The sequence below is a fragment of the Klebsiella sp. CN_Kp073 genome, from assembly GCF_040065495.2.
In the GTDB taxonomy this organism is placed as follows: domain Bacteria; phylum Pseudomonadota; class Gammaproteobacteria; order Enterobacterales; family Enterobacteriaceae; genus Klebsiella; species Klebsiella aerogenes.
The window spans coordinates 3,653,653-3,676,187 of the sequence record NZ_CM198051.1; the positions used below are offsets into that span (position 1 = coordinate 3,653,653).

22 protein-coding genes and 7 tRNA genes are annotated in these 22,535 nt (G+C 54.8%); 8 read left to right on the plus strand and 21 right to left on the minus strand.

From position 1 onward, the window contains the following. Positions 1–14: 14 nt before the first annotated feature. The 6 genes from modF (at position 15) to gpmA (ending at position 6,966) form a co-directional block, all read left to right on the plus strand. Positions 15–1,490, plus strand: coding sequence for a molybdate ABC transporter ATP-binding protein ModF (gene modF / locus ABLV66_RS17735; protein ID WP_047049197.1), 1,476 nt, complete (start codon positions 15–17; stop codon positions 1,488–1,490). Positions 1,491–1,696: 206 nt separating this feature from the next. Further along, entirely contained in the window at positions 1,697–2,713 is a 1,017-nt protein-coding gene (gene galE, locus ABLV66_RS17740; protein WP_045364697.1) for a UDP-glucose 4-epimerase GalE, read from the plus strand. Between the two features lie 31 nt (positions 2,714–2,744). After that, positions 2,745–3,797 (plus strand): galactose-1-phosphate uridylyltransferase, encoded by a 1,053-nt coding sequence (gene galT / locus ABLV66_RS17745; RefSeq protein ID WP_348876935.1) that lies wholly within the window; start codon positions 2,745–2,747, stop codon positions 3,795–3,797. Then, positions 3,794–4,942, plus strand: coding sequence for a galactokinase (galK, locus tag ABLV66_RS17750; protein ID WP_045395085.1), 1,149 nt, complete (start codon positions 3,794–3,796; stop codon positions 4,940–4,942). The genes galT and galK overlap by 4 nt, the downstream gene beginning before the upstream one ends. Further along, entirely contained in the window at positions 4,936–5,979 is a 1,044-nt protein-coding gene (galM, locus tag ABLV66_RS17755) for a galactose-1-epimerase (RefSeq protein ID WP_348876936.1), read from the plus strand. Before galK ends, galM begins: the two co-directional genes overlap by 7 nt. A gap of 234 nt (positions 5,980–6,213) precedes the next feature. Further along, a complete protein-coding gene (gene gpmA, locus ABLV66_RS17760) occupies positions 6,214–6,966 on the plus strand; it encodes a 2,3-diphosphoglycerate-dependent phosphoglycerate mutase (protein WP_015367652.1) in 753 nt (250 codons plus the stop codon). A 110-nt stretch (positions 6,967–7,076) separates the two neighbouring features. Here the strand turns inward: gpmA and aroG are convergent, their stop codons facing one another. Then, positions 7,077–8,129, minus strand: a complete 1,053-nt coding sequence (gene aroG, locus ABLV66_RS17765) for a 3-deoxy-7-phosphoheptulonate synthase AroG (protein WP_289577183.1) — start codon at positions 8,127–8,129, stop codon at positions 7,077–7,079. A 315-nt stretch (positions 8,130–8,444) separates the two neighbouring features. Between aroG and ABLV66_RS17770 the strand changes: the two genes are divergently transcribed. After that, complete coding sequence (locus ABLV66_RS17770) at positions 8,445–8,816, plus strand: YbgS-like family protein (RefSeq protein WP_047049202.1); 372 nt, start codon at positions 8,445–8,447, stop codon at positions 8,814–8,816. 115 nt (positions 8,817–8,931) lie between these two features. After that, positions 8,932–9,870 (plus strand): CDF family zinc transporter ZitB, encoded by a 939-nt coding sequence (zitB, locus tag ABLV66_RS17775; protein ID WP_047078419.1) that lies wholly within the window; start codon positions 8,932–8,934, stop codon positions 9,868–9,870. On the opposite strand, the gene pnuC is transcribed toward zitB, so the two are convergent. From pnuC to cydA, 20 genes are all read right to left on the minus strand, one after another. Next, complete coding sequence (gene pnuC / locus ABLV66_RS17780; protein WP_015367656.1) at positions 9,867–10,586, minus strand: nicotinamide riboside transporter PnuC; 720 nt, start codon at positions 10,584–10,586, stop codon at positions 9,867–9,869. The two genes, zitB and pnuC, sit on opposite strands and share 4 nt — an antisense overlap. 35 nt (positions 10,587–10,621) lie before the next feature. Next, a complete protein-coding gene (gene nadA / locus ABLV66_RS17785; protein ID WP_047049507.1) occupies positions 10,622–11,665 on the minus strand; it encodes a quinolinate synthase NadA in 1,044 nt (347 codons plus the stop codon). Between the two features lie 370 nt (positions 11,666–12,035). Continuing rightward, a tRNA-Lys gene (locus ABLV66_RS17790) sits at positions 12,036–12,111 on the minus strand. A gap of 132 nt (positions 12,112–12,243) precedes the next feature. Beyond that, positions 12,244–12,319, minus strand: a tRNA-Lys gene (locus ABLV66_RS17795). A gap of 47 nt (positions 12,320–12,366) precedes the next feature. Beyond that, positions 12,367–12,442, minus strand: a tRNA-Lys gene (locus tag ABLV66_RS17800). A gap of 3 nt (positions 12,443–12,445) precedes the next feature. Continuing rightward, positions 12,446–12,521 (minus strand) — tRNA-Val (locus ABLV66_RS17805). A gap of 150 nt (positions 12,522–12,671) precedes the next feature. Beyond that, positions 12,672–12,747: transfer RNA gene (locus ABLV66_RS17810), tRNA-Lys, on the minus strand. A gap of 2 nt (positions 12,748–12,749) precedes the next feature. Next, a tRNA-Val gene (locus ABLV66_RS17815) sits at positions 12,750–12,825 on the minus strand. A 27-nt stretch (positions 12,826–12,852) separates the two neighbouring features. Beyond that, positions 12,853–12,928 (minus strand) — tRNA-Lys (locus tag ABLV66_RS17820). Between the two features lie 161 nt (positions 12,929–13,089). After that, complete coding sequence (gene cpoB / locus ABLV66_RS17825) at positions 13,090–13,890, minus strand: cell division protein CpoB (protein ID WP_047049205.1); 801 nt, start codon at positions 13,888–13,890, stop codon at positions 13,090–13,092. A 9-nt stretch (positions 13,891–13,899) separates the two neighbouring features. Next, a complete protein-coding gene (gene pal, locus ABLV66_RS17830) occupies positions 13,900–14,424 on the minus strand; it encodes a peptidoglycan-associated lipoprotein Pal (protein WP_002895068.1) in 525 nt (174 codons plus the stop codon). A 34-nt stretch (positions 14,425–14,458) separates the two neighbouring features. Then, on the minus strand, positions 14,459–15,751 hold the full coding sequence (gene tolB / locus ABLV66_RS17835) for a Tol-Pal system beta propeller repeat protein TolB (protein WP_015367659.1): 1,293 nt from the start codon (positions 15,749–15,751) through the stop codon (positions 14,459–14,461). A gap of 130 nt (positions 15,752–15,881) precedes the next feature. Further along, a complete protein-coding gene (gene tolA, locus ABLV66_RS17840) occupies positions 15,882–17,201 on the minus strand; it encodes a cell envelope integrity protein TolA (RefSeq protein ID WP_348876995.1) in 1,320 nt (439 codons plus the stop codon). Positions 17,202–17,291: 90 nt separating this feature from the next. Continuing rightward, positions 17,292–17,720 (minus strand): colicin uptake protein TolR, encoded by a 429-nt coding sequence (tolR, locus tag ABLV66_RS17845; RefSeq protein ID WP_015367661.1) that lies wholly within the window; start codon positions 17,718–17,720, stop codon positions 17,292–17,294. A gap of 3 nt (positions 17,721–17,723) precedes the next feature. Next, positions 17,724–18,416: a Tol-Pal system protein TolQ gene (tolQ, locus tag ABLV66_RS17850; protein WP_015704769.1), complete on the minus strand. Its 693-nt coding sequence runs from the start codon at positions 18,414–18,416 to the stop codon at positions 17,724–17,726. Next, on the minus strand, positions 18,413–18,817 hold the full coding sequence (gene ybgC / locus ABLV66_RS17855) for a tol-pal system-associated acyl-CoA thioesterase (protein WP_004859689.1): 405 nt from the start codon (positions 18,815–18,817) through the stop codon (positions 18,413–18,415). Before ybgC ends, tolQ begins: the two co-directional genes overlap by 4 nt. Before the next feature lie 160 nt (positions 18,818–18,977). After that, the gene (gene ybgE / locus ABLV66_RS17860) at positions 18,978–19,268 is read right to left on the minus strand and encodes a cyd operon protein YbgE (RefSeq protein WP_045393047.1); all 291 of its coding nucleotides are present in this window, start codon (positions 19,266–19,268) and stop codon (positions 18,978–18,980) included. Continuing rightward, the gene (gene cydX / locus ABLV66_RS17865; protein WP_004100325.1) at positions 19,268–19,381 is read right to left on the minus strand and encodes a cytochrome bd-I oxidase subunit CydX; all 114 of its coding nucleotides are present in this window, start codon (positions 19,379–19,381) and stop codon (positions 19,268–19,270) included. Before cydX ends, ybgE begins: the two co-directional genes overlap by 1 nt. A 15-nt stretch (positions 19,382–19,396) precedes the next feature. Continuing rightward, on the minus strand, positions 19,397–20,536 hold the full coding sequence (gene cydB, locus ABLV66_RS17870) for a cytochrome d ubiquinol oxidase subunit II (protein WP_047049210.1): 1,140 nt from the start codon (positions 20,534–20,536) through the stop codon (positions 19,397–19,399). Positions 20,537–20,551: 15 nt separating this feature from the next. Next, complete coding sequence (cydA, locus tag ABLV66_RS17875; protein WP_047049214.1) at positions 20,552–22,120, minus strand: cytochrome ubiquinol oxidase subunit I; 1,569 nt, start codon at positions 22,118–22,120, stop codon at positions 20,552–20,554. Positions 22,121–22,535: the final 415 nt, after the last annotated feature.

A 22,535-nucleotide genomic window follows, 5' to 3' on the forward strand; every position in this document is an offset into this window, starting at 1 on the left:
AAGTGGGATACACAATGTCATCATTGCAAATTTCGCAAGGCACGTTTCGCCTTAGCGATATAAAAACCTTATATATCGATCGCCTCACGCTACGTGCTGGCGAAAGCTGGGCTTTCGTCGGCAGTAACGGTAGCGGTAAATCGGCGCTGGCCAGAGCGCTGGCCGGCGAACTGACTCTACTCAACGGGCAGCGCGAAAGCACATTTCAGCGTACGACTCGCCTCTCCTTCGAACAGCTGCAGAAACTGGTCAGCGACGAGTGGCAACGCAACAACACCGATATGCTTAGCCCCGGCGAAGAAGACACCGGACGCACTACCGCAGAAATCATCGAAGATGAAAAACGCGACCCGGAACGCTGTGCCCGGCTGGCGGAGCAGTTTGGTATTAGCCACCTGCTGACGCGGCGCTTTAAATATCTGTCGACGGGCGAAACCCGCAAAACGCTCCTCTGTCAGGCGCTGATGAGCGATCCCGACCTGCTGATCCTCGACGAACCGTTTGATGGCCTGGATGTCGCTTCTCGCCAACAGTTGGCCGACCTGCTGGCCAGCCTGCATCAGGATGGCATCACCCTGGTACTGGTTCTCAACCGCTTTGATGAGATCCCGGAATTTATTGAATATGCCGGCGTGCTGGCGGATTGCACGCTGAGCGAAATCGGCGAGAAACAGGCCTTACTGCAACAGGCGCTGATTGCCCAACTGGCGCACAGCGAGAAGCTTACTGGCATGACGCTCCCGGAACCGGATGCTCCCGCCGCGCGGCACGACTTAGCGGAGAACGCTCCGCTTATCATTCTTAACGACGGCACGGTGTCGTATAACGATAAAGCGATCATTAATCAGCTAAGCTGGACGGTGAATCCCGGCGAACACTGGCAAATTGTCGGTCCCAACGGCGCGGGCAAATCCACATTGCTGAGCCTGATCACCGGCGACCATCCGCAGGGTTACAGCAACGACCTGACGCTGTTTGGCCGCCGCCGCGGCAGCGGCGAGACCATCTGGGATATCAAAAAACATATTGGCTATGTCAGTAGCAGCCTGCATCTGGAATACCGCGTCAGCACTAACGTGCGTAACGTGATCCTTTCCGGCTATTTTGATTCGATCGGCATTTATCAGGCGGTCTCTGATAAACAGCACAAGCTGGTCCAGCGCTGGCTGGATATTCTGGGCATTGATAAACGCACCGCCGACGCCCCGTTCCATAGTTTGTCGTGGGGACAGCAGCGGCTGGCGCTGATCGTTCGCGCGCTGGTTAAACACCCGACCTTACTGATACTCGATGAACCTTTACAGGGTTTAGATCCGCTGAATCGTCAACTGGTACGTCGTTTCGTTGATGTTTTGATTGGCGAAGGGGCCACGCAGCTGCTGTTTGTATCGCATCATGCCGAAGATGCCCCTGACTGCATTACCCACCGTCTGGAGTTTATTCGTAGTGGAGACGGTTACACTTACCACCTCGGCACGCTGGCAGAATAGCGCTATACAGGGGTCTGCGGATCCCTGTATTTTTTCAGAGAAATAACCAAAAATCACAACAACTAACTGTTTTATAAAAGATTATATAAAATCAGTCTTAATGTTGCACCAAGTGTAAACGATTCCACTATTTTAGCCTGTGTCACACTTTTGCCTTCTTTGGTATGCTATCTTCTTCTCACACGATAAGCCTATTGGAGCGAATCATGAAAGTACTGGTCACAGGTGGTAGCGGTTACATTGGAAGTCATACTTGCGTACAGCTGCTGCTGCAGGGACATGATGTGATTATTCTCGACAATCTCTGCAACAGTAAACGCAGCGTATTGCCGGTCATTGAACGTCTCGGCGGCAAGAAAGCCACCTTTGTCGAAGGCGATATTCGTAATGAAGCGCTGATGACGGAAATTCTGCACGATCACGCCATTGAAGCGGTGATCCATTTTGCCGGCCTGAAAGCCGTCGGCGAGTCCGTCGCCAAGCCGCTGGAATATTACGACAATAACGTCACCGGTACACTGAAATTAGTTTCCGCTATGCGCGCGGCTGGCGTTAAAAACTTTATTTTTAGCTCCTCCGCGACCGTCTACGGCGACCAGCCAAAGATCCCTTATGTTGAAAGTTTCCCGACCGGTACCCCGCAAAGCCCCTACGGTAAAAGCAAACTGATGGTTGAGCAGATCCTCGCCGACCTGCAGAAAGCCCAACCGGACTGGAGCATCGCGCTGCTGCGCTACTTCAACCCGGTCGGCGCGCATCCATCAGGCGATATGGGCGAAGATCCGCAGGGTATCCCGAACAACCTGATGCCGTATATCGCGCAGGTTGCCGTTGGCCGTCGCGAATCACTGGCGATTTTCGGTAACGACTACCCGACCGAAGACGGCACCGGCGTGCGCGACTACATCCACGTGATGGACCTCGCCGACGGCCACGTCGCCGCCATGGAAAAACTGGCGAATAAAGCCGGCGTGCATATCTACAACCTTGGCGCAGGCGTCGGCAGCAGCGTGCTGGACGTGGTCAACGCCTTCAGCAAAGCCTGCGGTAAACCGATTAATTATCACTTCGCGCCGCGCCGCGATGGCGATCTCCCAGCCTACTGGGCTGATGCCGCCAAAGCCGACCGCGAGCTGAACTGGCGCGTGACGCGCAACCTTGACGAAATGGCGCAGGACACCTGGCACTGGCAGTCCCGTCATCCGCAGGGTTATCCGGACTAATCGCCTAAAGGAAAGGCTCTAAGGAAATACCATGACGCAATTTAACCCCGTCGACCATCCGCACCGTCGTTATAACCCGTTAACCGGGCAGTGGATTCTGGTTTCACCGCATCGTGCCAAGCGCCCCTGGCAAGGGGCGCAGGAGACGCCGGCAAAACAAACGTTGCCCGCGCACGATGCGGATTGTTTCTTGTGCCCGGGTAATACCCGCGTCACCGGCGACACTAACCCGAATTACACCGGCACTTACGTGTTTACCAACGATTTTGCGGCATTGATGACCGATACGCCGGACGCCCCGGAGAGCGACGATCCGCTGATGCGCTGCCAAAGTGCGCGCGGCACCAGTCGGGTTATCTGCTTCTCGCCAGACCACAGCAAAACGCTGCCGGAACTGAGCATTGAAGCACTGGAAGGCGTGGTTAAAACGTGGCAAGAGCAGACCGCGGACCTTGGGAAAAGTTACCCCTGGGTCCAGGTCTTCGAAAATAAAGGGGCGGCGATGGGCTGCTCCAACCCGCACCCTCACGGCCAGGTTTGGGCCAACAGCTTCCTGCCTAATGAGGCGGAACGTGAAGACCGTCTGCAAAAAAAATATTTCGCTGAGCAGGGTTCACCGATGCTGGTGGATTATGTGCAACGCGAACTGGCCGACGGCAGCCGTACCGTTGTAGAAACCGAACACTGGCTGGCCATGGTCCCCTATTGGGCAGCCTGGCCCTTTGAGACGCTGCTGCTGCCAAAAGCGCATATTCAGCGCCTGACCGATTTAACCGCAGCCCAGCGCCACGACCTGGCGCTGGCGCTGAAAAAGCTGACCAGCCGTTACGACAACCTGTTCCAGACCTCCTTCCCCTACTCCATGGGCTGGCACGGCGCGCCGTTTAATAACGAAGATAATCAACACTGGCAGCTGCACGCTCACTTTTACCCGCCGCTGTTGCGCTCCGCCACGGTGCGCAAATTTATGGTCGGTTACGAAATGCTAGCCGAAACCCAGCGCGATCTCACGGCGGAACAAGCCGCCGAAAAGTTACGTGCCGTTAGCGATATCCATTTTCGTGAATCAGGAGTTGAACAATGAGTCTGAAAGAGAACACCCAGGCGCTGTTTGCTGAACAGTTTGGCTACCCTGCCAGTCACGTCATTCAGGCGCCGGGCCGCGTCAACCTGATTGGCGAACATACCGATTACAACGATGGTTTCGTGCTGCCGTGCGCCATTGACTATCAAACCGTAGTCAGCTGCGCGCCGCGTTCCGACCGTATCGTGCGGGTCATTGCCGCCGATTATGACAACCAGCGCGACGAGTTTTCCCTCGATGCGCCTATCGTTAGCCACGACACCCAACAGTGGTCAAACTACGTCCGCGGCGTGGTCAAACATCTGCAAAAGCGCAATAGCCACTTCGGCGGCGCCGATCTGGTCATCAGCGGCAACGTACCGCAGGGCGCGGGGTTAAGCTCCTCGGCGTCGCTGGAAGTCGCCGTCGGCACCGTGTTCCAGCAGCTGTATCATCTGCCGCTCGACGGCGCGCAAATCGCCCTTAACGGCCAGGAAGCGGAAAACCAGTTCGTCGGCTGTAATTGCGGCATTATGGACCAGCTTATTTCGGCGCTGGGTAAAAAAGATCATGCGCTGCTGATCGACTGCCGTACACTTGGCACCAAAGCGGTGTCGATGCCGAAAGGCGTCGCGGTGGTGATTATCAACAGCAACTTTAAACGCACGCTGGTGGGCAGCGAATACAACACCCGCCGCGAACAGTGTGAAACCGGCGCGCGTTTCTTCCAGCAGCCCGCTCTACGTGACGTTGAGCTTGCGCAGTTTAATGCCGTGGCCCACGAGCTGGACCCGATTGTGGCGAAACGCGTGCGTCATGTATTAACCGAAAACGCTCGTACCGTTGAAGCGGCGAAGGCGCTGGCAAACGGCGACCTGCAGCGTATGGGCGAACTGATGGCGGAGTCTCACGCTTCCATGCGCGATGATTTTGAAATCACCGTACCGCAAATTGATACGCTGGTTGAGATTGTCAAAGAGGTTATCGGCGACAAGGGCGGCGTGCGGATGACCGGCGGCGGCTTTGGCGGCTGTATCGTTGCCCTGATGCCGGAAGCATTGGTTGAAAAAGTACAGCAGGCGGTAGCCGCTCAGTATGAAGCGAAAACCGGCATTAAAGAGACTTTTTACGTCTGCAAACCATCCCAGGGAGCCGGCCAATGCTAACGCTAACCCGCGAACTCGCGCCCGACGGACAGCCGTGGAACCTGATCACCCTGCGTAACCACGCGGGGATGACGGTCACGCTGATGGACTGGGGCGCCACCCTGCTTTCGGCTAAAGTGAAGCTTGCCGATGGCAGCCTGCGCGAAGCGTTACTTGGCTGCGCGACGCCGCAGCTGTATAGCGAACAGGCGGCCTATCTCGGCGCATCGGTCGGCCGCTACGCCAACCGCATAGCCCACAGCCGCTTTACGCTTGACGGCCATAGCGTGGCGCTGTCCCCTTCTACCGACGCGGGCCACCAGCTCCACGGTGGGCCGGACGGCTTCGACAAGCGCCGCTGGCAAATTGTCAGCCACGACGACAGCCAGGTACTATTCGCGCTCGACTCCGCCGACGGCGATCAGGGCTACCCTGGCCACCTGCAGGCAACGGCGCGCTATCGTCTGACTGACGATAACCGTATTTCGATTGAGTATCGCGCCACCGTAGATAAACCCTGTCCGGTGAATATGACTAATCACGTCTATTTCAATCTTGATGGCGTGCAGGGCGACGTGCGCAACCACCGTCTGCAGATTTTCGCCGACCAGTATTTGCCGGTCGAGAGCGACGGTATTCCGTATGGCGATTTGCGCGACGTGGAGTACACCAGTTTTGATTTCCGCGCGCCGAAAGTGCTTGCCGGAGAGTTTCTTGCCGATGCTGACCAGCAAAAAGTGAAAGGTTACGATCACGCCTTTCTGCTGCAGGCCAAAGGCGACGCCCGCCAGCCGGCGGCGCATGTCTGGTCGCAGGATGAAAAGCTACAGCTGACGGTGTATACCTCGGCCCCGGCGCTGCAGTTTTATTCCGGTAACTATCTCGGCGGCACGCCATCGCGCGGCAGTCAACCTTACGGCGACTGGCAAGGGCTGGCGCTGGAGAGCGAGTTCCTGCCGGACTCCCCCAATCATCCGCATTGGCCGCAGCCAGATTGCGTATTACGGCCCGGCGCCGAGTACGTTAGCCTGACGGAATATCAGTTTATCGCCAGATAACGCCATAGCCCTCCCTGCGGAGGGTTTTTTTTCGCCTTTTTGCTGTAATTTGCACCGCTAAAAGACAAAAAGCTAACCTGTGTTTTACAAGCATCTTACACTGCGTCACTATTTTCGCTATGGTTAGGGATAAGCATTGCCGTGAGGTAAATCACGGCAATATAATGAGAATAGTTATCAATCAATAAACACATACACCACAGTAGTCGGGTTGCGTGTAGGAGGAGTAAGAGAATGGCTGTAACTAAGCTGGTACTAGTCCGTCACGGCGAGAGCCAATGGAACAACGAAAACCGTTTCACCGGTTGGTACGACGTTGACCTGTCTGAAAAAGGCGTTAGCGAAGCGAAAGCGGCGGGTAAACTGCTGAAGGAAGAAGGCTTCAGCTTTGATTTTGCTTATACCTCCGTGCTGAAACGTGCCATCCACACCCTGTGGAACGTGCTGGACGAACTGGATCAGGCCTGGCTGCCGGTTGAGAAATCCTGGAAACTAAACGAACGTCATTACGGCGCGCTGCAGGGCCTGAACAAAGCGGAGACCGCTGAGAAGTATGGCGACGAGCAGGTTAAACAGTGGCGTCGCGGCTTTGCCGTCACCCCGCCGGAACTGACCAAAGATGACGAACGTTATCCGGGCCACGATCCGCGTTACGCGAAGCTGACCGATGCGGAACTGCCGACCACCGAGAGCCTGGCGCTGACCATCGACCGCGTCGTACCTTACTGGAACGAAACCATTCTGCCGCGCCTGAAAAGCGGCGAGCGCGTCATTATCGCCGCTCACGGTAACTCCCTGCGTGCGCTGGTGAAATACCTCGACAACATGGGCGAAGACGAAATCCTCGAACTGAACATCCCGACCGGCGTACCGCTGGTGTATGAGTTCGATGAAAACTTCAAGCCGATCAAACACTACTACCTGGGCAATGCTGACGAAATCGCTGCGAAGGCCGCGGCCGTCGCCAACCAGGGTAAAGCGAAGTAATACGCAACTGAATTATTTCGGCAACAAAAAAGCGTGGAATTTTCCACGCTTTTTTATTTTTAGCTATCGCTGGCGCAACGCGAAGGCAACCAGCGATGGCAAAGCACAGGCTAGCCGCGGCGCGCTTTAACCGCATCCGCCAGCTGGCGCAGGATGGTCTCGGTATCTTCCCAGCCGATGCAGGCGTCGGTCACGCTCTTGCCGTAGGTCAGCGGTTCGCCGCTTTCCAGGCTCTGATTGCCTTCCACTAGGTGGCTTTCAATCATCACCCCCATAATCGCGTTTTCACCACCGGCAATCTGCTGGCACACGTCGGCGCCGACTTCCATCTGCTTTTTAAACTGCTTGCTGGAGTTAGCGTGGCTGAAGTCGATCATGATTTGCGCCGGCAGACCGGCTTTTGCCAGACCCACTTTCACTTCGGCAACGTGCTGAGCGCTATAGTTCGGCTCTTTACCGCCGCGCAGAATGATATGGCAATCGCTGTTGCCGCTGGTGTTCACAATAGCGGAATGGCCCCACTTCGTTACCGATAAGAAACAGTGCGGCGCGCCAGCTGCGTTGATCGCATCGATAGCGACCTTGATAGTGCCATCGGTGCCATTTTTGAAGCCAACCGGGCACGAGAGGCCGGAAGAGAGTTCACGGTGCACCTGGGATTCAGTGGTACGCGCGCCGATTGCGCCCCAGCTCATCAGGTCCGCCACATATTGCGGGGTGATCATATCAAGGAACTCGCCCGCCGCAGGCAAACCGATGTCGTTGATTTCCAGCAGCAGCTTACGCGCGATACGCAGCCCGTCGTTGATGCGGAAGCTGTTATCCATATGCGGATCGTTAATTAGCCCCTTCCAACCGACGGTGGTGCGCGGTTTTTCAAAATAGACGCGCATAACGATTTCCAACTCGCCTTTGAGCGCTTCACGCAGCGTCAGCAGGCGGCTGGCGTACTCTTTCGCCGCGGCAGGGTCGTGAATAGAGCACGGACCAATTACCACCAGCAGACGATCGTCGTTGCCTTTGAGGATGTTGTGGATCGCTTTGCGAGCATGTGCAACGGTATTGGCAGCATTTTCGGTAGCGGGGAATTTTTCCAGGAGCGCAACGGGAGGTAATAATTCGTTGATCTCTTTAATGCGTAAATCGTCGTTCTGATAATTCATCTTCTTTCCAGGCGTTGCCATACTTATACAATGAAATGCAATCCTTCCAATCTATCTCTTCGGTCAAAAAGTGTAAACGTGATTTTACACTGACGATGGAATAATCCTGGAATTAGGGAAAAATACGCCATAAAGTAGCGAAATCCCGCCAGCCAACTACAATTTTTAACTGCAACATCCAATTAAATGTTTATTTTCAGTATTATATTTTAAATCCTCACGCTAAGGCGGAGTGTTAAACCATAGCACCGCAGATCCCTGGCACATCTCTGTTGGCCGCGTTTAGCCAACAAATCGACTAAGCAGGAGTATCCGATGAATATGAATAAACTCACAGCCCTACTTATCACCGCCACCTTAAGCTTAGCCAGCGGCGCCGCACTGGCCGCCGATAGCGGCGCGCAATCGAACAACGGCCAGGCCAATTCCGCCGCTGATGCCGGACAGGTTGCGCCCGATGCCCGTGAAAACGTGGCGCCTAATAATGTCGATAACGACAAAATTAACTCCGGTGGCACCATGCTTCACCCTGATGGTTCGACGATGAATCATGACGGAATGTCGAGCGACGAGGTCCATAAAAACAGCATGTGCAAAGATGGACGCTGTCCGGATACGGATAAAAAAATGGAAAGCGGCAATGGTATGAACCACGATGCCAGCAAAACGGATGGCACTACGCAGTAATTGAAACGGGTAAGAAAAGGGATCGAGGTGACCAACGTTCACCTCGATCCCTTTGTTCGCTGAATTTCGGTAAGATGTCATAGTGTAATAATGATAACTATTAAAGGATGACATCATGGCGCATGCACATTCACCGACCCCTGCTGGCGAAAACAGTAACGCCAACCGGCTGCTTTGGGCTTTTATCGTAACCGCCGGTTTTATGATTATTGAGGCCATCGGCGGCGTCATTTCCGGTTCGCTGGCCCTGCTGGCCGATGCCGGACATATGCTCACCGACTCCGCCGCCCTCCTGTTCGCTCTGCTGGCGGTACGCTTCTCCAGCCGGCCGCCAAATAGCCGCCACACCTTTGGCTGGCTGCGTTTAACCACTCTCGCCGCCTTCGTCAACGCCATCGCCCTGGTAGTCATTACCATTTTCATCTTCTGGGAAGCGGTACAGCGTTTTAACCATCCGCAGCCGGTCGCGGGAAAAACCATGATGGTTATCGCCGTCGCCGGACTGTTGGCCAATATTCTCGCCTTCTGGATCCTGCATCGCGGCAGCGCCGAAAGTAATCTTAACGTTCGCGCGGCGGCGCTACATGTACTGGGCGATTTGTTGGGTTCCGTCGGCGCCATCGTGGCCGCTATCGTGATTCTGATGACCGGCTGGACGCCGATTGACCCGATCCTCTCGGTGCTGGTGTCGTGTTTAGTGCTGCGTAGCGCCTGGCGGCTGCTGCAGGAGAGTATGAATGAGCTGCTGGAAGGGGCGCCGCGCTCGCTGGATGTCGAAGCATTAGGCCGCGATCTACGCCGCTCGATACCTGAAGTCCGCGACGTTCATCACGTTCACGTCTGGCTGGTAGGGGAAAAACCGGTGATGACGCTACATGTACAGGTCGTGCCGCCACACGATCATGATGCGCTACTTGATAGCATCCAGCATTTTATTGAGCATAAATATGAAATTGAGCATGTGACGGTACAGATGGAGTATCGCCCCTGCAGCGGCCCGGAATGCCACCTGAATCTGGCGCATTCCGGACATGAGCATCATCATCACCATTAACGTGAAAGCGCGTGAGAACCTCGCTCACGCGCGCTGTTAATCCACATCCGGCTGCCGTTCAGGGCAATGAACGTGAGCAGCAAATACTCCAGCGACATCGCGTACACGCCCTGCAGAGCGAAAATCACCACGCTGATGACGTTGATGATCACCCACAGCAGCCAGTTCTCCACGTATTTACGCGTCATCAATACCATCGCGGCAATCGACAGCACCATCATGCAGGAATCCCAGAATGGGAAAGCATCGGGTTCCAGCGTCGGCATCGCCACCTGTAGCCCGAGCATTTGCATCAGGTTGACGGCGATGCGGGTCAGGAAGGCAAATACCGGGTTAATAAACACCGTCATCAGGCCGATAGCCACTACGCAGCCTGCCAGCCAGGCCAGCGCTTTTGGCAGCGGCAGCCAGCGAATTTTCAGTTCCGCTTCGTTATCGCTGGTCTGCCTTGACCACGCGTACCAGCCGTAAACGTTCGCCGCGAAGAAAAACAGCTGCAGCAGCAGGCTGGCGTACAGCTGGATCTGGAAGAAGATGATCGCAAAAAGCGTTACGTTCACCAGGCCGAAGGCATAGTTGCTGATTTTTTCCAGGCTCGCCAGCCAGATGCACAGCAGGCCGGCGATGGTCCCCACCGCCTCAATCCACGACAGATCGTAGCCGCCGGCGCCGATCGGTATATGCACTAAAATATTCTGCGTACTGAAAAAATCCATTTTATCCCCTAAGCGTAACGCGACGCGGTAATGAGTTATCCCCGTAGTGTAGCCGCAAATTCCAGCATACGGTTAAGCGGAATTAATGCCCCGGCACGCAGTTTGGCGTCGACGTGAATTTCGTGTTCAATGCCGCCCTGCTCTAACCCTTGCGCTATCGCTTTCAGGCCGTTCATCGCCATCCATGGACAATGGGCGCAGCTGCGACAGGTTGCGCCCTCACCTGCCGTAGGCGCTTCCAGCAGCTCTTTTTCCGGTACCGCCTGCTGCATTTTATAGAAGATCCCGCGATCGGTAGCCACGATAAGCTGGCGCTGCGGCAGGCTTTTCGCCGCGGCAATTAATTGGCTGGTTGATCCTACCGCATCCGCCATGTCGACAATCGCCTGCGGTGATTCCGGATGCACCAGGATCGCCGCATCGGGGTAGAGCCCCTTCATGCGCGCCAGCGCCTGGGTTTTGAATTCATCATGGACGATGCAGGCGCCCTGCCAGCACAACACGTCGGCCCCGGTCTGGCGCTGTACATAGCGACCAAGATGGCGGTCCGGCGCCCAAAGTATCTTTTGTCCGAGGCTATCGAGATGTTCAATCAATTCCACCGCGATGCTGGAGGTCACCACCCAGTCGGCGCGCGCTTTTACCGCCGCCGACGTATTGGCATAGACCACCACGGTGCGATCCGGGTGAGCATCGCAAAACGCATTAAAGTCATCAATGGGACAGCCGAGATCCAGCGAGCACTCCGCATTCAGCGTCGGCATAAGGATGGTCTTTTCCGGACTAAGAATTTTGGCCGTTTCGCCCATAAAACGCACTCCGGCAACCAGCAGCGTGGAGGCCGGGTGACGCGCGCCAAAACGCGCCATTTCCAGCGAGTCGGCAATACAGCCGCCGGTCTCTTCGGCCAGTTGCTGAATTTCGGGATCGGTGTAGTAATGCGCCACCATCACGGCGTCGCGCTCACGCAGCAGGCGTTTAATTTTCTCGCGGTAAAACGCTTTTTCGTCACGGTTCAACGGTTGTGGTTTTGGCGGGAAAGGATAAATCGCCGTTTCAGGATCAAACATTACGCTCATCATGCAATCTCGTTTTACTGGCTTAACTTTGAAACCGTAAATATCGCTATGTATCGCCATAATACGGTTACTATGTTTTATATGCTAAACAAGATAGCCGATCGCAAGCGAAATGTCGTGATGAATTTTGTATTCCCCGGGGACGATGCTGCGCATCTTCCCGGGCTACCGGTTCGTGCCTTATTTAGCCACGGTAAGCGTGGTGCGAACATGGAGTTGATTGTGGAGAATGACGCATAGCAAAAAGGCGCCTTTAGGGCGCCTTTTTACATTGGTGGGTCGTGCAGGATGACTCGGCTTCGCCTCGCCCTACGGGCCGTTGCTGACGCAACGTTATCCTTCACGTTCAACATCAAAGTTCAATGTTGAATGGTGGGTCGTGCAGGATTCGAACCTGCGACCAATTGATTAAAAGTCAACTGCTCTACCAACTGAGCTAACGACCCCTTGCGGGATTTTACTGCTGTAATCATTCAGGATGGTGGGTCGTGCAGGATGACTCGGCTTTGCCTCGCCCTACGGGCCGTTGCTATCGCAACGTTATCCTTCACGTTCTACCAGAAACCACCGTTAAAGATTGGTGGGTCGTGCAGGATTCGAACCTGCGACCAATTGATTAAAAGTCAACTGCTCTACCAACTGAGCTAACGACCCTAAGGGTGTTACCTGAAAGATTTTGTACTCGGCACCATCATTTTAGATGGTGGGTCGTGCAGGATTCGAACCTGCGACCAATTGATTAAAAGTCAACTGCTCTACCAACTGAGCTAACGACCCGAGTGGTGGGTGATGACGGGATCGAACCGCCGACCCCCTCCTTGTAAGGGAGGTGCTCTCCCAGCTGAGCTAATCACCCGAAACTGCGCTGGATACTACCGATACTGCTTCCACCGACCCCATCATTAAGATGGTGGGTCGTGCAGGATGACTCGCTTCGCTCGCCCTACGGGCCGTTGCTGAAGCAACGTTATCCTTCACGTTTAACATCGAAGTTCGATGCTAAAGATGGTGGGTCGTGCAGGATTCGAACCTGCGACCAATTGATTAAAAGTCAACTGCTCTACCAACTGAGCTAACGACCCGGTGGTGGGTGATGACGGGATCGAACCGCCGACCCCCTCCTTGTAAGGGAGGTGCTCTCCCAGCTGAGCTAATCACCCGATACTGCGCTGGATACTTCTACTAAGTGGTGGGTCGTGCAGGATTCGAACCTGCGACCAATTGATTAAAAGTCAACTGCTCTACCAACTGAGCTAACGACCCACTCTGGCGTCGCTTTGGGCTTGTTCGATATCCCTTGGCAACGGCGGCATATATTACTGATTTCAGATTTCAGCGCAACTAAAATTTCGATAAAGATCACTTAACTGCTTGGGATTCGCGCGACAAGACCAGAAATAACGCGATTTCTGGTCATGCCATAATCAACCCAGGGCGTTAAGACGTTTTTGCGCTTGTTTCGCACCATCGGTGCCAGGGAATTTGCTGACCACCTGCTGGTAAACCGCTTTCGCTTTCGCGGTGTCGCCTTTGTCCTGCATGATGACGCCGACTTTAAACATCGCATCCGGCGCTTTCGGGGATTTCGGATAGTTTTTCACCACCGAGGCAAAATAGTATGCCGCATCGTCTTTTTTCCCCTTATTGTAGTTCAACTGTCCGAGCCAGTAGTTGGCGTTCGGTTGATAAGTTGAATCCGGGTACTTCTTGACGAAGTTCTGAAACGCGACCATCGCGTCATCCTGGCGGGACGAATCTTTTACCAGCGCAATAGCCGCGTTGTAATCGGTGTTGGCATCCCCGGTCATCGCTGGCGCCCCAGAGGCCGCTGGCGCTGTACTGGCGGTAGCCGAACTCTGATCGCCGGAAGATGACTGAGCCTGCGCCTGCGCGCCTGCTGCCGCTGCTCCGCCACCGCTCGTCAGTCCGTCGATCTGTTGCAGAATCTGCTTCTGGCGTTCGACAATCTGATTGAGCTGATACTGATTTTCCTGAATCTGACCGCGCAGGGAATCAATATCGCTTTGGTTATCGGAGAGCTGTTGCTGGAGTTGGGTTAAAAGCTGGCTGTGAGCATTGGAAATACGCTCAAGTTGAGTGACGCGGTCTTCGACCGAGCCTGAGCCGACACTACTGATTGGCGCCTGAGCAAAAGCGGCCCAGGGGGCCGCTATGCCAACCAGTAACGACAGACTCAATAAATGATGTCTGAAGTTACTGCTCATGCAATTCTCTTAGTAAACCAGTACGGCGCGACGGTTTTTGGCATATGCCGCTTCGTCATGACCCAGTACTGCAGGTTTTTCTTTACCGTAAGAAACGATGGAAATCTGGTCAGCAGAAACACCTTTGCCCTGCAGATACATCTTAACGGCGTTAGCACGACGCTCACCCAGAGCGATGTTGTATTCCGGAGTACCGCGCTCATCCGCGTGACCTTCTACGGTCACTTTGTAGGACGGGTTGCTACGCAGGAAGTTAGCGTGCGCATCCAGCATTGCAGCGAAGTCAGAACGGATATCGTACTTGTCCAGATCGAAGTAAACGATGTTGTTCTGCTGCAGCTGCTGCATCTGCAGACGCGCTTGCTCTTCGGAAGACATGTTGCCGCCGTTACCGTTAGCGTCCATACCAGTGCCGGCACCCAGCATGCCTTCACCGCTCTGGTCGTTGCTGGCGTTCTTGTTGGAAGAACACGCCGCGATTGCCATAACCGGCAGAGCGATCATCAGCCCTTTCAGCACTTTGTTCAGTTGCATTTCTTTGATTCCTTTAATAATCAATTATTTATTATCACAGATACGGCGACCAGGCAGGGAATTTTACCTGTCCATCAGTTGCCGGAAGACGCGCTTTGAAACGCCCATCTGTAGAAACCAGATTCAGCACGGATCCCATCCCCTGAGAAGAGCTGTAGATTACCATAGTGCCGTTAGGTGCCAGACTTGGCGTTTCATCTAAAAACGTTGATGACAGAACCTGTACACCACCCGCTTCCAGATCTTGCTTAGCAATGTGTTGCTGACCGTTGGCCGAGCTTACCATTACCATAATTTTACCATCAGCGCTGACGTCAGCATCCTGGTTCTGCGAACCTTCCCAGGTAATACGCTGCGGCGTACCGCCGTTGATGTTGACTTTATACACCTGAGGACGGCCAGCCTGGTCGGAAGTAAACGCCAGGTTCTGGCTATCCGGGAACCAGCTCGGTTCGGTGTTATTGCTGCGACCGTTAGTCACCTGACGAATCTGGCCGGATCCGAGGTCCATCACGTACAGGTTCAGGCTACCGGTTTTCGACAGTGCGAATGCCAGTTTGCTGCCATCCGGCGAGAAGGCCGGCGCGCCGTTGTGCTGCGGGAAGGAGGCAATCTGACGGACTGCGCCATTCGCCAGCGTCTGGACTACCAGCGCGGAACGGCCGCTTTCGAAGGTCACATAGGCCAGTTTAGAACCGTCCGGAGACCATGCCGGCGACATCAGCGGCTGCGATGAACGGTGAACCAGGAACTGGTTGTAGCCATCGTAGTCAGAGACGCGCAGCTCATACGGGAACTGGCCGCCGTTGGTGCGAACCACGTAAGCGATACGGGTACGGAAAGCGCCTTTAATCCCGGTCAGCTTTTCGAATACCGCGTCGCTGGCAGTATGTCCGGCATAACGCAGGTACTGCTTGGTCACTTTGAAAGAGCCTTGCGACAGGATGGTACCCGGCGCACCGCCGGTATCCACCAGCTGATAGGCAACCTGGTAAGAACCGTCAGGGTTTGGCGTCACCTGGCCTACGACCACGGCGTCAACGCCCAGCGCGGACCATGCCGCAGGCTGCACTTCCTGAGCGCTACCCGGCTGCTGAGGCAGGCGCGAGCGATCCAGCGGATTAAACTTGCCGCTATTGCGCAGGTCAGCCGCTACCACGCCGCCAATATCTTCAGGCGCAGCGCCCGGGCCAGCCCACTGGAATGGCACCACACCGATGGGGCGCGCCGAGTCCACCCCTTGGGTGATCTCGATGCGTACTTCTGCGTGCAGCACCGCCGCCCACAGCATCAAAAAACCAAATGCTACTCGTAATGCCTGCTTCATCATATCTCCCTTATCCGGGCGGAAAGCCCACGATAATTTAGCAGAATGTTAACAAACCCAAATACACAAAACTACCAAAACCCTGTGACTACCATAGATTGTTTTTCCCCGCTTGCACGGGGAAAAACGATTACAGTTTAAAGTCTAGTGTGGCATTTTTTATTTTCTCATAAACAGCCTGACTTGGCGGTTTAGGAATACTCGCAGTACGTGCTGCCGTTAATGCCGCCTGACACAGCGCAGGGTCGCCTCCTTCAGAGGTGATATCCTTCAATGTACCGTCAGGCCTAAGATTGATATGCAACACGCAACGCTTGCCTTGATAGAGGCTTGCATCATACAGGCGGCTTTGAATAGCCATTTGTATTTGCTTTGCGTATGCGCTGATATCAGCGCCCGTAGCCCCACCGTTGGCGCCAGAGGCGCCGCTATCTTTCGATGGCTGGCCATTGCCTTTAGCTCCACCGCCGGTTTTCGGCGCATTCTTACCTGAGCTCAGGTCACCGAGCAGATCGTCAACACCGCTTGCTTCTTTAGCTGCAGCGGCTTTCTTGGCCGCGGCGGCCTTCGCGGCTGCGGCTTTAGCCGCTTTATCAGCCGCCGCTTTTTCTGCGGCGGCTGCTTTGGCGGCAGCGGCTTTTTCGGCAGCTGCGGCTTTTTCAGCAGCGGCCTTCTCGGCGGCTGCTTTTTCCGCGGCAGCTTTCTGGGCAGCGGCTTTTTCAGCGGCGGCCTTTTCTGCCGCAGCCTGTTTCGCCGCTTCCTGCTGAGCTTTCTTCTCGGCCTGCTGCTGCGCCTTCTTCTCTGCTTCCTGCTGAGCTTTTTTCGCCGCTTCCGCTTCGGCTTTCTTCTGCGCATCCGCGGCGGCTTTCGCCGCTTCGGCTTCCGCCTGCTTCTTGGCGTCGGCTGCCGCTTTGGCAGCCGCCTTAGCGGCAGCCGCTTCCGCGACTTTCGCCTGGGCATCGGCCTTCGCTTTGGCATCGGCGGCGGCTTTGGCGGCAGCTTCCTGCGCCTCTTTAGCCTGGGCATCCGCTTTCGCTTTTGCCGCGGCGGCAGCCTTGGCTGCGGCCTCTTCAGCCTGTTTCTGCTGTTCTTTCGCTTCTTTCGCCGCTTCCTGCGCCTGCAGACGTTCTTGTTCCATTTGCTTCAGGCGTTCCTGCTCGGCAGCCTGTTTTTCCCGCAGTTCCTCGGCCTGCTGCTGAGCCTGCTTTTCACGCTGTTCGGCCGCGCGACGCGCGCTGGACTGCTGTTGCTGCTGGCGGTTGTAGTTGTTGACTACCGCGCCAGGATCGACCATCACCGCATCAATGGACGAACCTCCGCCGCCGCCGGAAGTATCCAGATGCTCATCGAACGAACTCCAGATCAGTAGCGCAATCAGAATGATGTGCAGCACCACTGAAACTATGATCGCTCGTTTAAGCTTATCGTTTTGTTCGGTTGCCTTTGACACTATCGGTTCCCAAAAACTGTTCGCCTGTTGCCGCTTAAAAGCAGCGGCGGAATGCTATCGATATCCACCGCCGCTCGCTTCGCGGGCCGATTAAATAGGCTTGGTCATTAAGCCAACCGATTTAACCCCTGCGCTATGCAACAGGTTAAGCGCTTTAATAATTTCATCGTAAGGCACATCTTTCGCGCCGCCGATAAGGAACACCGTCTTCTCATTCGCTTCGAGTCGGCGCTTCGCTTCAGCAATGACCTGCTCCGGCGGCAGTTGGGACAACGTTTCCTGACCGACTTTCACGCTGTACTGCCCTACTCCGGAGACTTCAACGATAACCGGTGGTTCATCGTTGCTTTTCACCGCTTGCGACTCCGTGGCGTCCGGCAGATCGACTTCCACGCTCTGCGTAATGATCGGCGCTGTCGCCATGAAGATCAGCAACAGCACCAACAGGACATCCAGCAGCGGAACGATGTTAATCTCGGACTTCAGTTCGCGACGTCCGCGTCCACGTGCTCTGGCCATGGCTTACCCCTTATTGCTTTCGCTGCTGGTAAACGCCTGACGGTGCAGAATGGCGGTGAACTCTTCCATAAAGTTGTCGTAGTTCAGTTCAAGTTTGTTCACGCGCTGGTTCAAACGGTTGTAGGCCATAACCGCCGGGATGGCGGCGAAAAGACCGATTGCCGTGGCGATCAGCGCTTCCGCGATCCCCGGCGCAACCATCTGCAGCGTCGCCTGCTTCACCGCGCCGAGGGCGATAAAGGCGTGCATGATCCCCCAGACGGTACCGAACAGGCCAATATACGGACTGATGGAACCCACGGTGCCAAGGAACGGAATATGCGTTTCCAGCGTTTCCAGTTCGCGGTTCATCGAGATACGCATCGCGCGCGACGCCCCTTCGACAATCGCTTCCGGCGCATGGCTGTTGGCGCGATGCAGACGCGCGAACTCTTTAAAGCCGCTGTAAAAAATCTGCTCGGAACCGGCGAGGCTATCGCGACGGCCCTGGCTCTCCTGGTACAGGCGAGACAGTTCAATGCCGGACCAGAACTTATCTTCAAACGCTTCGGCTTCGCGGCTGGCGGAATTGAGGATACGCGTTCTCTGAATAATAATAGCCCAGGAAGCGATAGAAAAACCAATCAAAATCAACATGATAAGTTTAACCAGAAGGCTCGCCTTCAGGAACAAATCAAGGATATTCATGTCAGTCACTGCTTAAACTCCGCGACAATAGACTTGGGAAGCGCACGAGGCTTCATTAAGAGTGGATCAACGCACACAATGAGAACTTCAGCTTCGTTCAAAACTGTATTCTCGGCGTTGACGATTCGCTGCGTGAAAACCAAAGAGGTGCCTCGCATCGAGGTAATTTCCGTCTGGATTTCGAGCATGTCGTCGAGTCTGGCGGGCGCAAAATACTCCAGCGTCATTTTGCGAACGACAAAGGCAACTCGTTCAGCCAACAGAACCTGCTGACTGAAGTGATGGTGGCGCAGCATCTCTGTGCGTGCTCTTTCATAAAAAGCGACGTAACTGGCGTGGTAAACCACACCACCGGCATCGGTATCTTCGTAGTAGACCCGGACCGGCCATCGAAACAGCGTTGTATTCACTTTACATCCCGGTAATGCAAAAAAAGAGTAGTGCTTTCAAACTTCGCTACTATACGCGCGGGAATCGTGGTTTGGAATGGGAGAAAGTAAACGGCGAGTAAATTTTTATGGGCTTATGCAAGCCCATGCGGTTAACAGACTTCTCTTATACTCTTATCTTTCAAAAGAAGAAAAAGATCAGGCCTGCGAAGAGAACGATATCAGCGATAAGCGGACAAAAAATCCCCTGCCAGTGCACGGCCTTCGGACGAAAGCCCACACCGTGAATGACGCCGGCGCACACCGCCCACATCAGCAAGAAACCATGCCAGATTTCAAGCTCGCTGGTCTTCGCCGCAAAGCGCGACGGATCCCAGAAGATGCAGCCTGCCAGCAGCAGCGCCATTAATAAGGAAAGCGCCCTTAACGGGCGCTTGTCCATTATCGCGTAAAGGGTCGCGATAATTTTCATCAATGCTCTTCTTTACCTGCTTTGGTAGCTTCCACGTGCTCAAGCGCCAGCGCGGTAATCACCCCAAAGGCACAGGCAAGCAGCGTTCCCAAAATCCATGCGAAGTACCACATATATAGCTCCTTACCTTAGTACAGCGAGTGGGTGTTCTTTTCGATGTCTTCGCGGGTAATGCGGCCAAACATCTTCCAGTAACACCAGGTGGTGTAGCCGAGGATAATCGGCACAAACACGATAGCCACGTAGGTCATCACATTCAGCGTCAGCTGGCTGGAGGTGGCATCCCACATCGTCAGGCTCGCATTCAGCATCGTGCTGGACGGCATGATGAACGGGAACATCGCGATACCCGCGGTCAGGATGATGCAGGCCAGCGTCAGCGAGGAGAACAGGAACGCCATGGCGCCTTTATCTGCTTTTGTTGACGCGACGGTCAGCAGCGGCAGCACCACGCCCAGGGCAGGAATGGCCCACAGCGCTGGCATGTTGTTAAAGTTCACCATCCACGCGCCGGCTTCACGCGCCACTTCTTTGGTCAGCGGGTTAGACGGGCCGGTATGATCCAGCACCGATTTCACCACGTAGCCGTCGATGCCGTAGTAGACCCAAACGCCCGCCAGCGCGAAGCAGACCAGCGTCACCAGCGCCGCCACCGTGGAGACGGTGCGGGTGCGCAGGTGCAGTTCGCCTACGGTACGCATCTGCAGGTAGGTGGCGCCCTGCGTCAGGATCATCGCCACGCTGACGATACCGGCCAGCAGACCAAACGGGTTCAGCAGCTGGAAGAAGTTGCCGGTGTAGTACAGACGCAGATACTCATCAATATGGAACGGTACGCCCTGCAGCAGGTTGCCGAAAGCCACGCCGATTACCAGCGGCGGCACAAAGCTCCCCACGAAGATACCCCAGTCCCACATGTTGCGCCAGCGGGTATCTTCAATCTTAGAACGGTAGTCAAAGCCCACCGGACGGAAGAATAAAGACGCCAGCACCAGAATCATCGCCACATAGAAGCCGGAGAACGCGGCGGCGTACACCATCGGCCAGGCAGCAAACAGCGCGCCGCCGGCGGTGATGAGCCACACCTGGTTTCCGTCCCAGTGCGGGGCGATGGAGTTGATCATGATTCGACGCTCGGTGTCATTACGACCGAGGAAACGGGTGAGCATGCCCACCCCCATGTCGAAACCGTCGGCGACGGCGAAGCCAATCAGCAGAACGCCGATCAGTAGCCACCAGATTAAACGCAATACTTCATAATCGATCATTTGACGACTCCTGTCTTAGCGTGCCGACTGAATAGCCGCGGAGGACTGTTCAAAGTGATAGCGACCCGTTTTCAGGCTGCTCGGTCCTTTGCGGGCAAACTTGAACATCAGGAACAGTTCAGCCACCAGGAACAGCGTATACAGACCGCAGATCAGCAACATCGAGAAGATCAGATCGCCCGCGGTCAGCGACGAGTTCGCCACCGCGGTTGGCAGCACTTCACCAATCGCCCACGGCTGACGGCCATACTCGGCAACAAACCAGCCCGCTTCAACGGCAATCCACGGCAGCGGCAGGCCGAAGAACGCGGCGCGCAGCAGCCATTTTTTCTCGCCAATACGGTTGCGAATCACGGTCCAGAAAGAGGCGCCGATAATCAACAGCATCAGTACGCCGCACGCCACCATGATACGGAAGGCGAAGTACAGCGGCGCTACGCTCGGAATAGAGTCTTTGGTCGCTTTGGCGATCTGCTCTTCCGTTGCGTCGGCGACGTTCGGGGTATAGCGCTTGAGCAGCAGGCCATAACCGAGGTCTTTCTTAACGTTATTGAACTGATCGCGAACCGCCTGGTCAGTCGAACCGGCGCGCAGCTGTTCCAGCAGCGCATAGGCTTTCATCCCGTTACGAATACGCTCTTCATGCTGCGCCATCAGATCTTTCAGGCCGATAACCGGCTTATCCACCGAGCGGGTAGCGATGATACCCAGCGCGTATGGGATCTGGATGGAGAAGTGGTTGGTTTGCGCTTCCTGGTCGGGAATACCAAACAGGGTAAAGGCAGCCGGCGCCGGCTGGGTTTCCCATTCCGCTTCAATCGCCGCCAGTTTGGTTTTCTGCACGTCACCCATTTCGTAACCGGACTCATCGCCGAGGACGATAACGGAGAGGATAGCGGCCATACCAAAGCTTGCAGCAATCGCGAAGGAGCGTTTAGCAAAGGCGAAATCACGGCCTTTAAGCATGTACCAGGAGCTGATGGCAAGGATGAACATCGCGCCAGTCACATAGCCGGAAGCCACGGTGTGGACGAATTTAACCTGAGCAACCGGGTTCAGGACCAGCTCGGAGAAGCTGACCATCTCCATACGCATGGTTTCAAAGTTGAAATCCGATGCGATCGGGTTCTGCATCCAGCCGTTGGCCACCAGGATCCACAGCGCGGAGAGGTTAGACCCCAGAGCGACCAGCCAGGTCACCGCCATGTGCTGAACTTTGCCCAGACGATCCCAACCGAAGAAGAACAGACCTACAAAGGTAGATTCGAGGAAGAAGGCCATCAGACCTTCAATGGCCAGCGGCGCACCGAAGATATCGCCCACATAGTGAGAGTAGTAAGACCAGTTAGTCCCGAACTGGAACTCCATGGTCAAACCGGTTGCGACACCCAGAGCGAAGTTGATACCAAACAACTTGCCCCAGAACTTGGTCATATCTTTATAAATCTGTTTGCCGGAAAGGACGTAGACCGTTTCCATGATGGCCAGCAGGAACGCCATACCGAGCGTTAGCGGCACAAAAAGGAAGTGGTACATCGCGGTCAAGGCAAACTGTAAGCGCGACAGTTCGACTATATCTAACATCATGACTCCTTGCTCATCGCATGAAGACTCCGAGAACGAACCCAATAATTCAGGTTCATACGCATGCCCCAATACAAAATTATTTGCTCCCTGGTACGTTACTGCTCATCTGGCGATGAAACAGCGCCCTCGCAAAGGTTACAAATACGTTAACGAAAAAACCAAATGATTCTCTAATATATTACGCCGCAATAACCTTACAATAAATAGGATTTTATTGTTCCAGCTTTACATTTTTCGACGGTGATCAATATATAGCGAAAATGCCCGGAATAGGCCAATTTGATTTGCGACAATTTAACGTTTTTTGGTGATTTTTTCCAAGGATTAAGCATTGATATAAATCAATTTTTTCTTCTTATGTTAATTATGTGGCGCAATAAAGAATAACGGTGAAATTGATGTTAAAAATGTG

What these genes read in the sequence shown, in the direction of transcription:
- modF (WP_047049197.1), top strand. Translation starts at nt 15, where the DNA reads ATGTCATCATTGCAAATTTCGCAAGGCACGTTTCGCCTTAGCGATATA.
- galE (WP_045364697.1), top strand. Translation starts at nt 1,697, where the DNA reads ATGAAAGTACTGGTCACAGGTGGTAGCGGTTACATTGGAAGTCATACT.
- galT (WP_348876935.1), top strand. Translation starts at nt 2,745, where the DNA reads ATGACGCAATTTAACCCCGTCGACCATCCGCACCGTCGTTATAACCCG.
- galK (WP_045395085.1), top strand. Translation starts at nt 3,794, where the DNA reads ATGAGTCTGAAAGAGAACACCCAGGCGCTGTTTGCTGAACAGTTTGGC.
- galM (WP_348876936.1), top strand. Translation starts at nt 4,936, where the DNA reads ATGCTAACGCTAACCCGCGAACTCGCGCCCGACGGACAGCCGTGGAAC.
- gpmA (WP_015367652.1), top strand. Translation starts at nt 6,214, where the DNA reads ATGGCTGTAACTAAGCTGGTACTAGTCCGTCACGGCGAGAGCCAATGG.
- aroG (WP_289577183.1), bottom strand. Translation starts at nt 8,129, where the DNA reads ATGAATTATCAGAACGACGATTTACGCATTAAAGAGATCAACGAATTA.
- ABLV66_RS17770 (WP_047049202.1), top strand. Translation starts at nt 8,445, where the DNA reads ATGAATATGAATAAACTCACAGCCCTACTTATCACCGCCACCTTAAGC.
- zitB (WP_047078419.1), top strand. Translation starts at nt 8,932, where the DNA reads ATGGCGCATGCACATTCACCGACCCCTGCTGGCGAAAACAGTAACGCC.
- pnuC (WP_015367656.1), bottom strand. Translation starts at nt 10,586, where the DNA reads ATGGATTTTTTCAGTACGCAGAATATTTTAGTGCATATACCGATCGGC.
- nadA (WP_047049507.1), bottom strand. Translation starts at nt 11,665, where the DNA reads ATGAGCGTAATGTTTGATCCTGAAACGGCGATTTATCCTTTCCCGCCA.
- cpoB (WP_047049205.1), bottom strand. Translation starts at nt 13,890, where the DNA reads ATGAGCAGTAACTTCAGACATCATTTATTGAGTCTGTCGTTACTGGTT.
- pal (WP_002895068.1), bottom strand. Translation starts at nt 14,424, where the DNA reads ATGCAACTGAACAAAGTGCTGAAAGGGCTGATGATCGCTCTGCCGGTT.
- tolB (WP_015367659.1), bottom strand. Translation starts at nt 15,751, where the DNA reads ATGAAGCAGGCATTACGAGTAGCATTTGGTTTTTTGATGCTGTGGGCG.
- tolR (WP_015367661.1), bottom strand. Translation starts at nt 17,720, where the DNA reads ATGGCCAGAGCACGTGGACGCGGACGTCGCGAACTGAAGTCCGAGATT.
- ybgE (WP_045393047.1), bottom strand. Translation starts at nt 19,268, where the DNA reads ATGAAAATTATCGCGACCCTTTACGCGATAATGGACAAGCGCCCGTTA.
- cydX (WP_004100325.1), bottom strand. Translation starts at nt 19,381, where the DNA reads ATGTGGTACTTCGCATGGATTTTGGGAACGCTGCTTGCCTGTGCCTTT.
- cydB (WP_047049210.1), bottom strand. Translation starts at nt 20,536, where the DNA reads ATGATCGATTATGAAGTATTGCGTTTAATCTGGTGGCTACTGATCGGC.
- cydA (WP_047049214.1), bottom strand. Translation starts at nt 22,120, where the DNA reads ATGTTAGATATAGTCGAACTGTCGCGCTTACAGTTTGCCTTGACCGCG.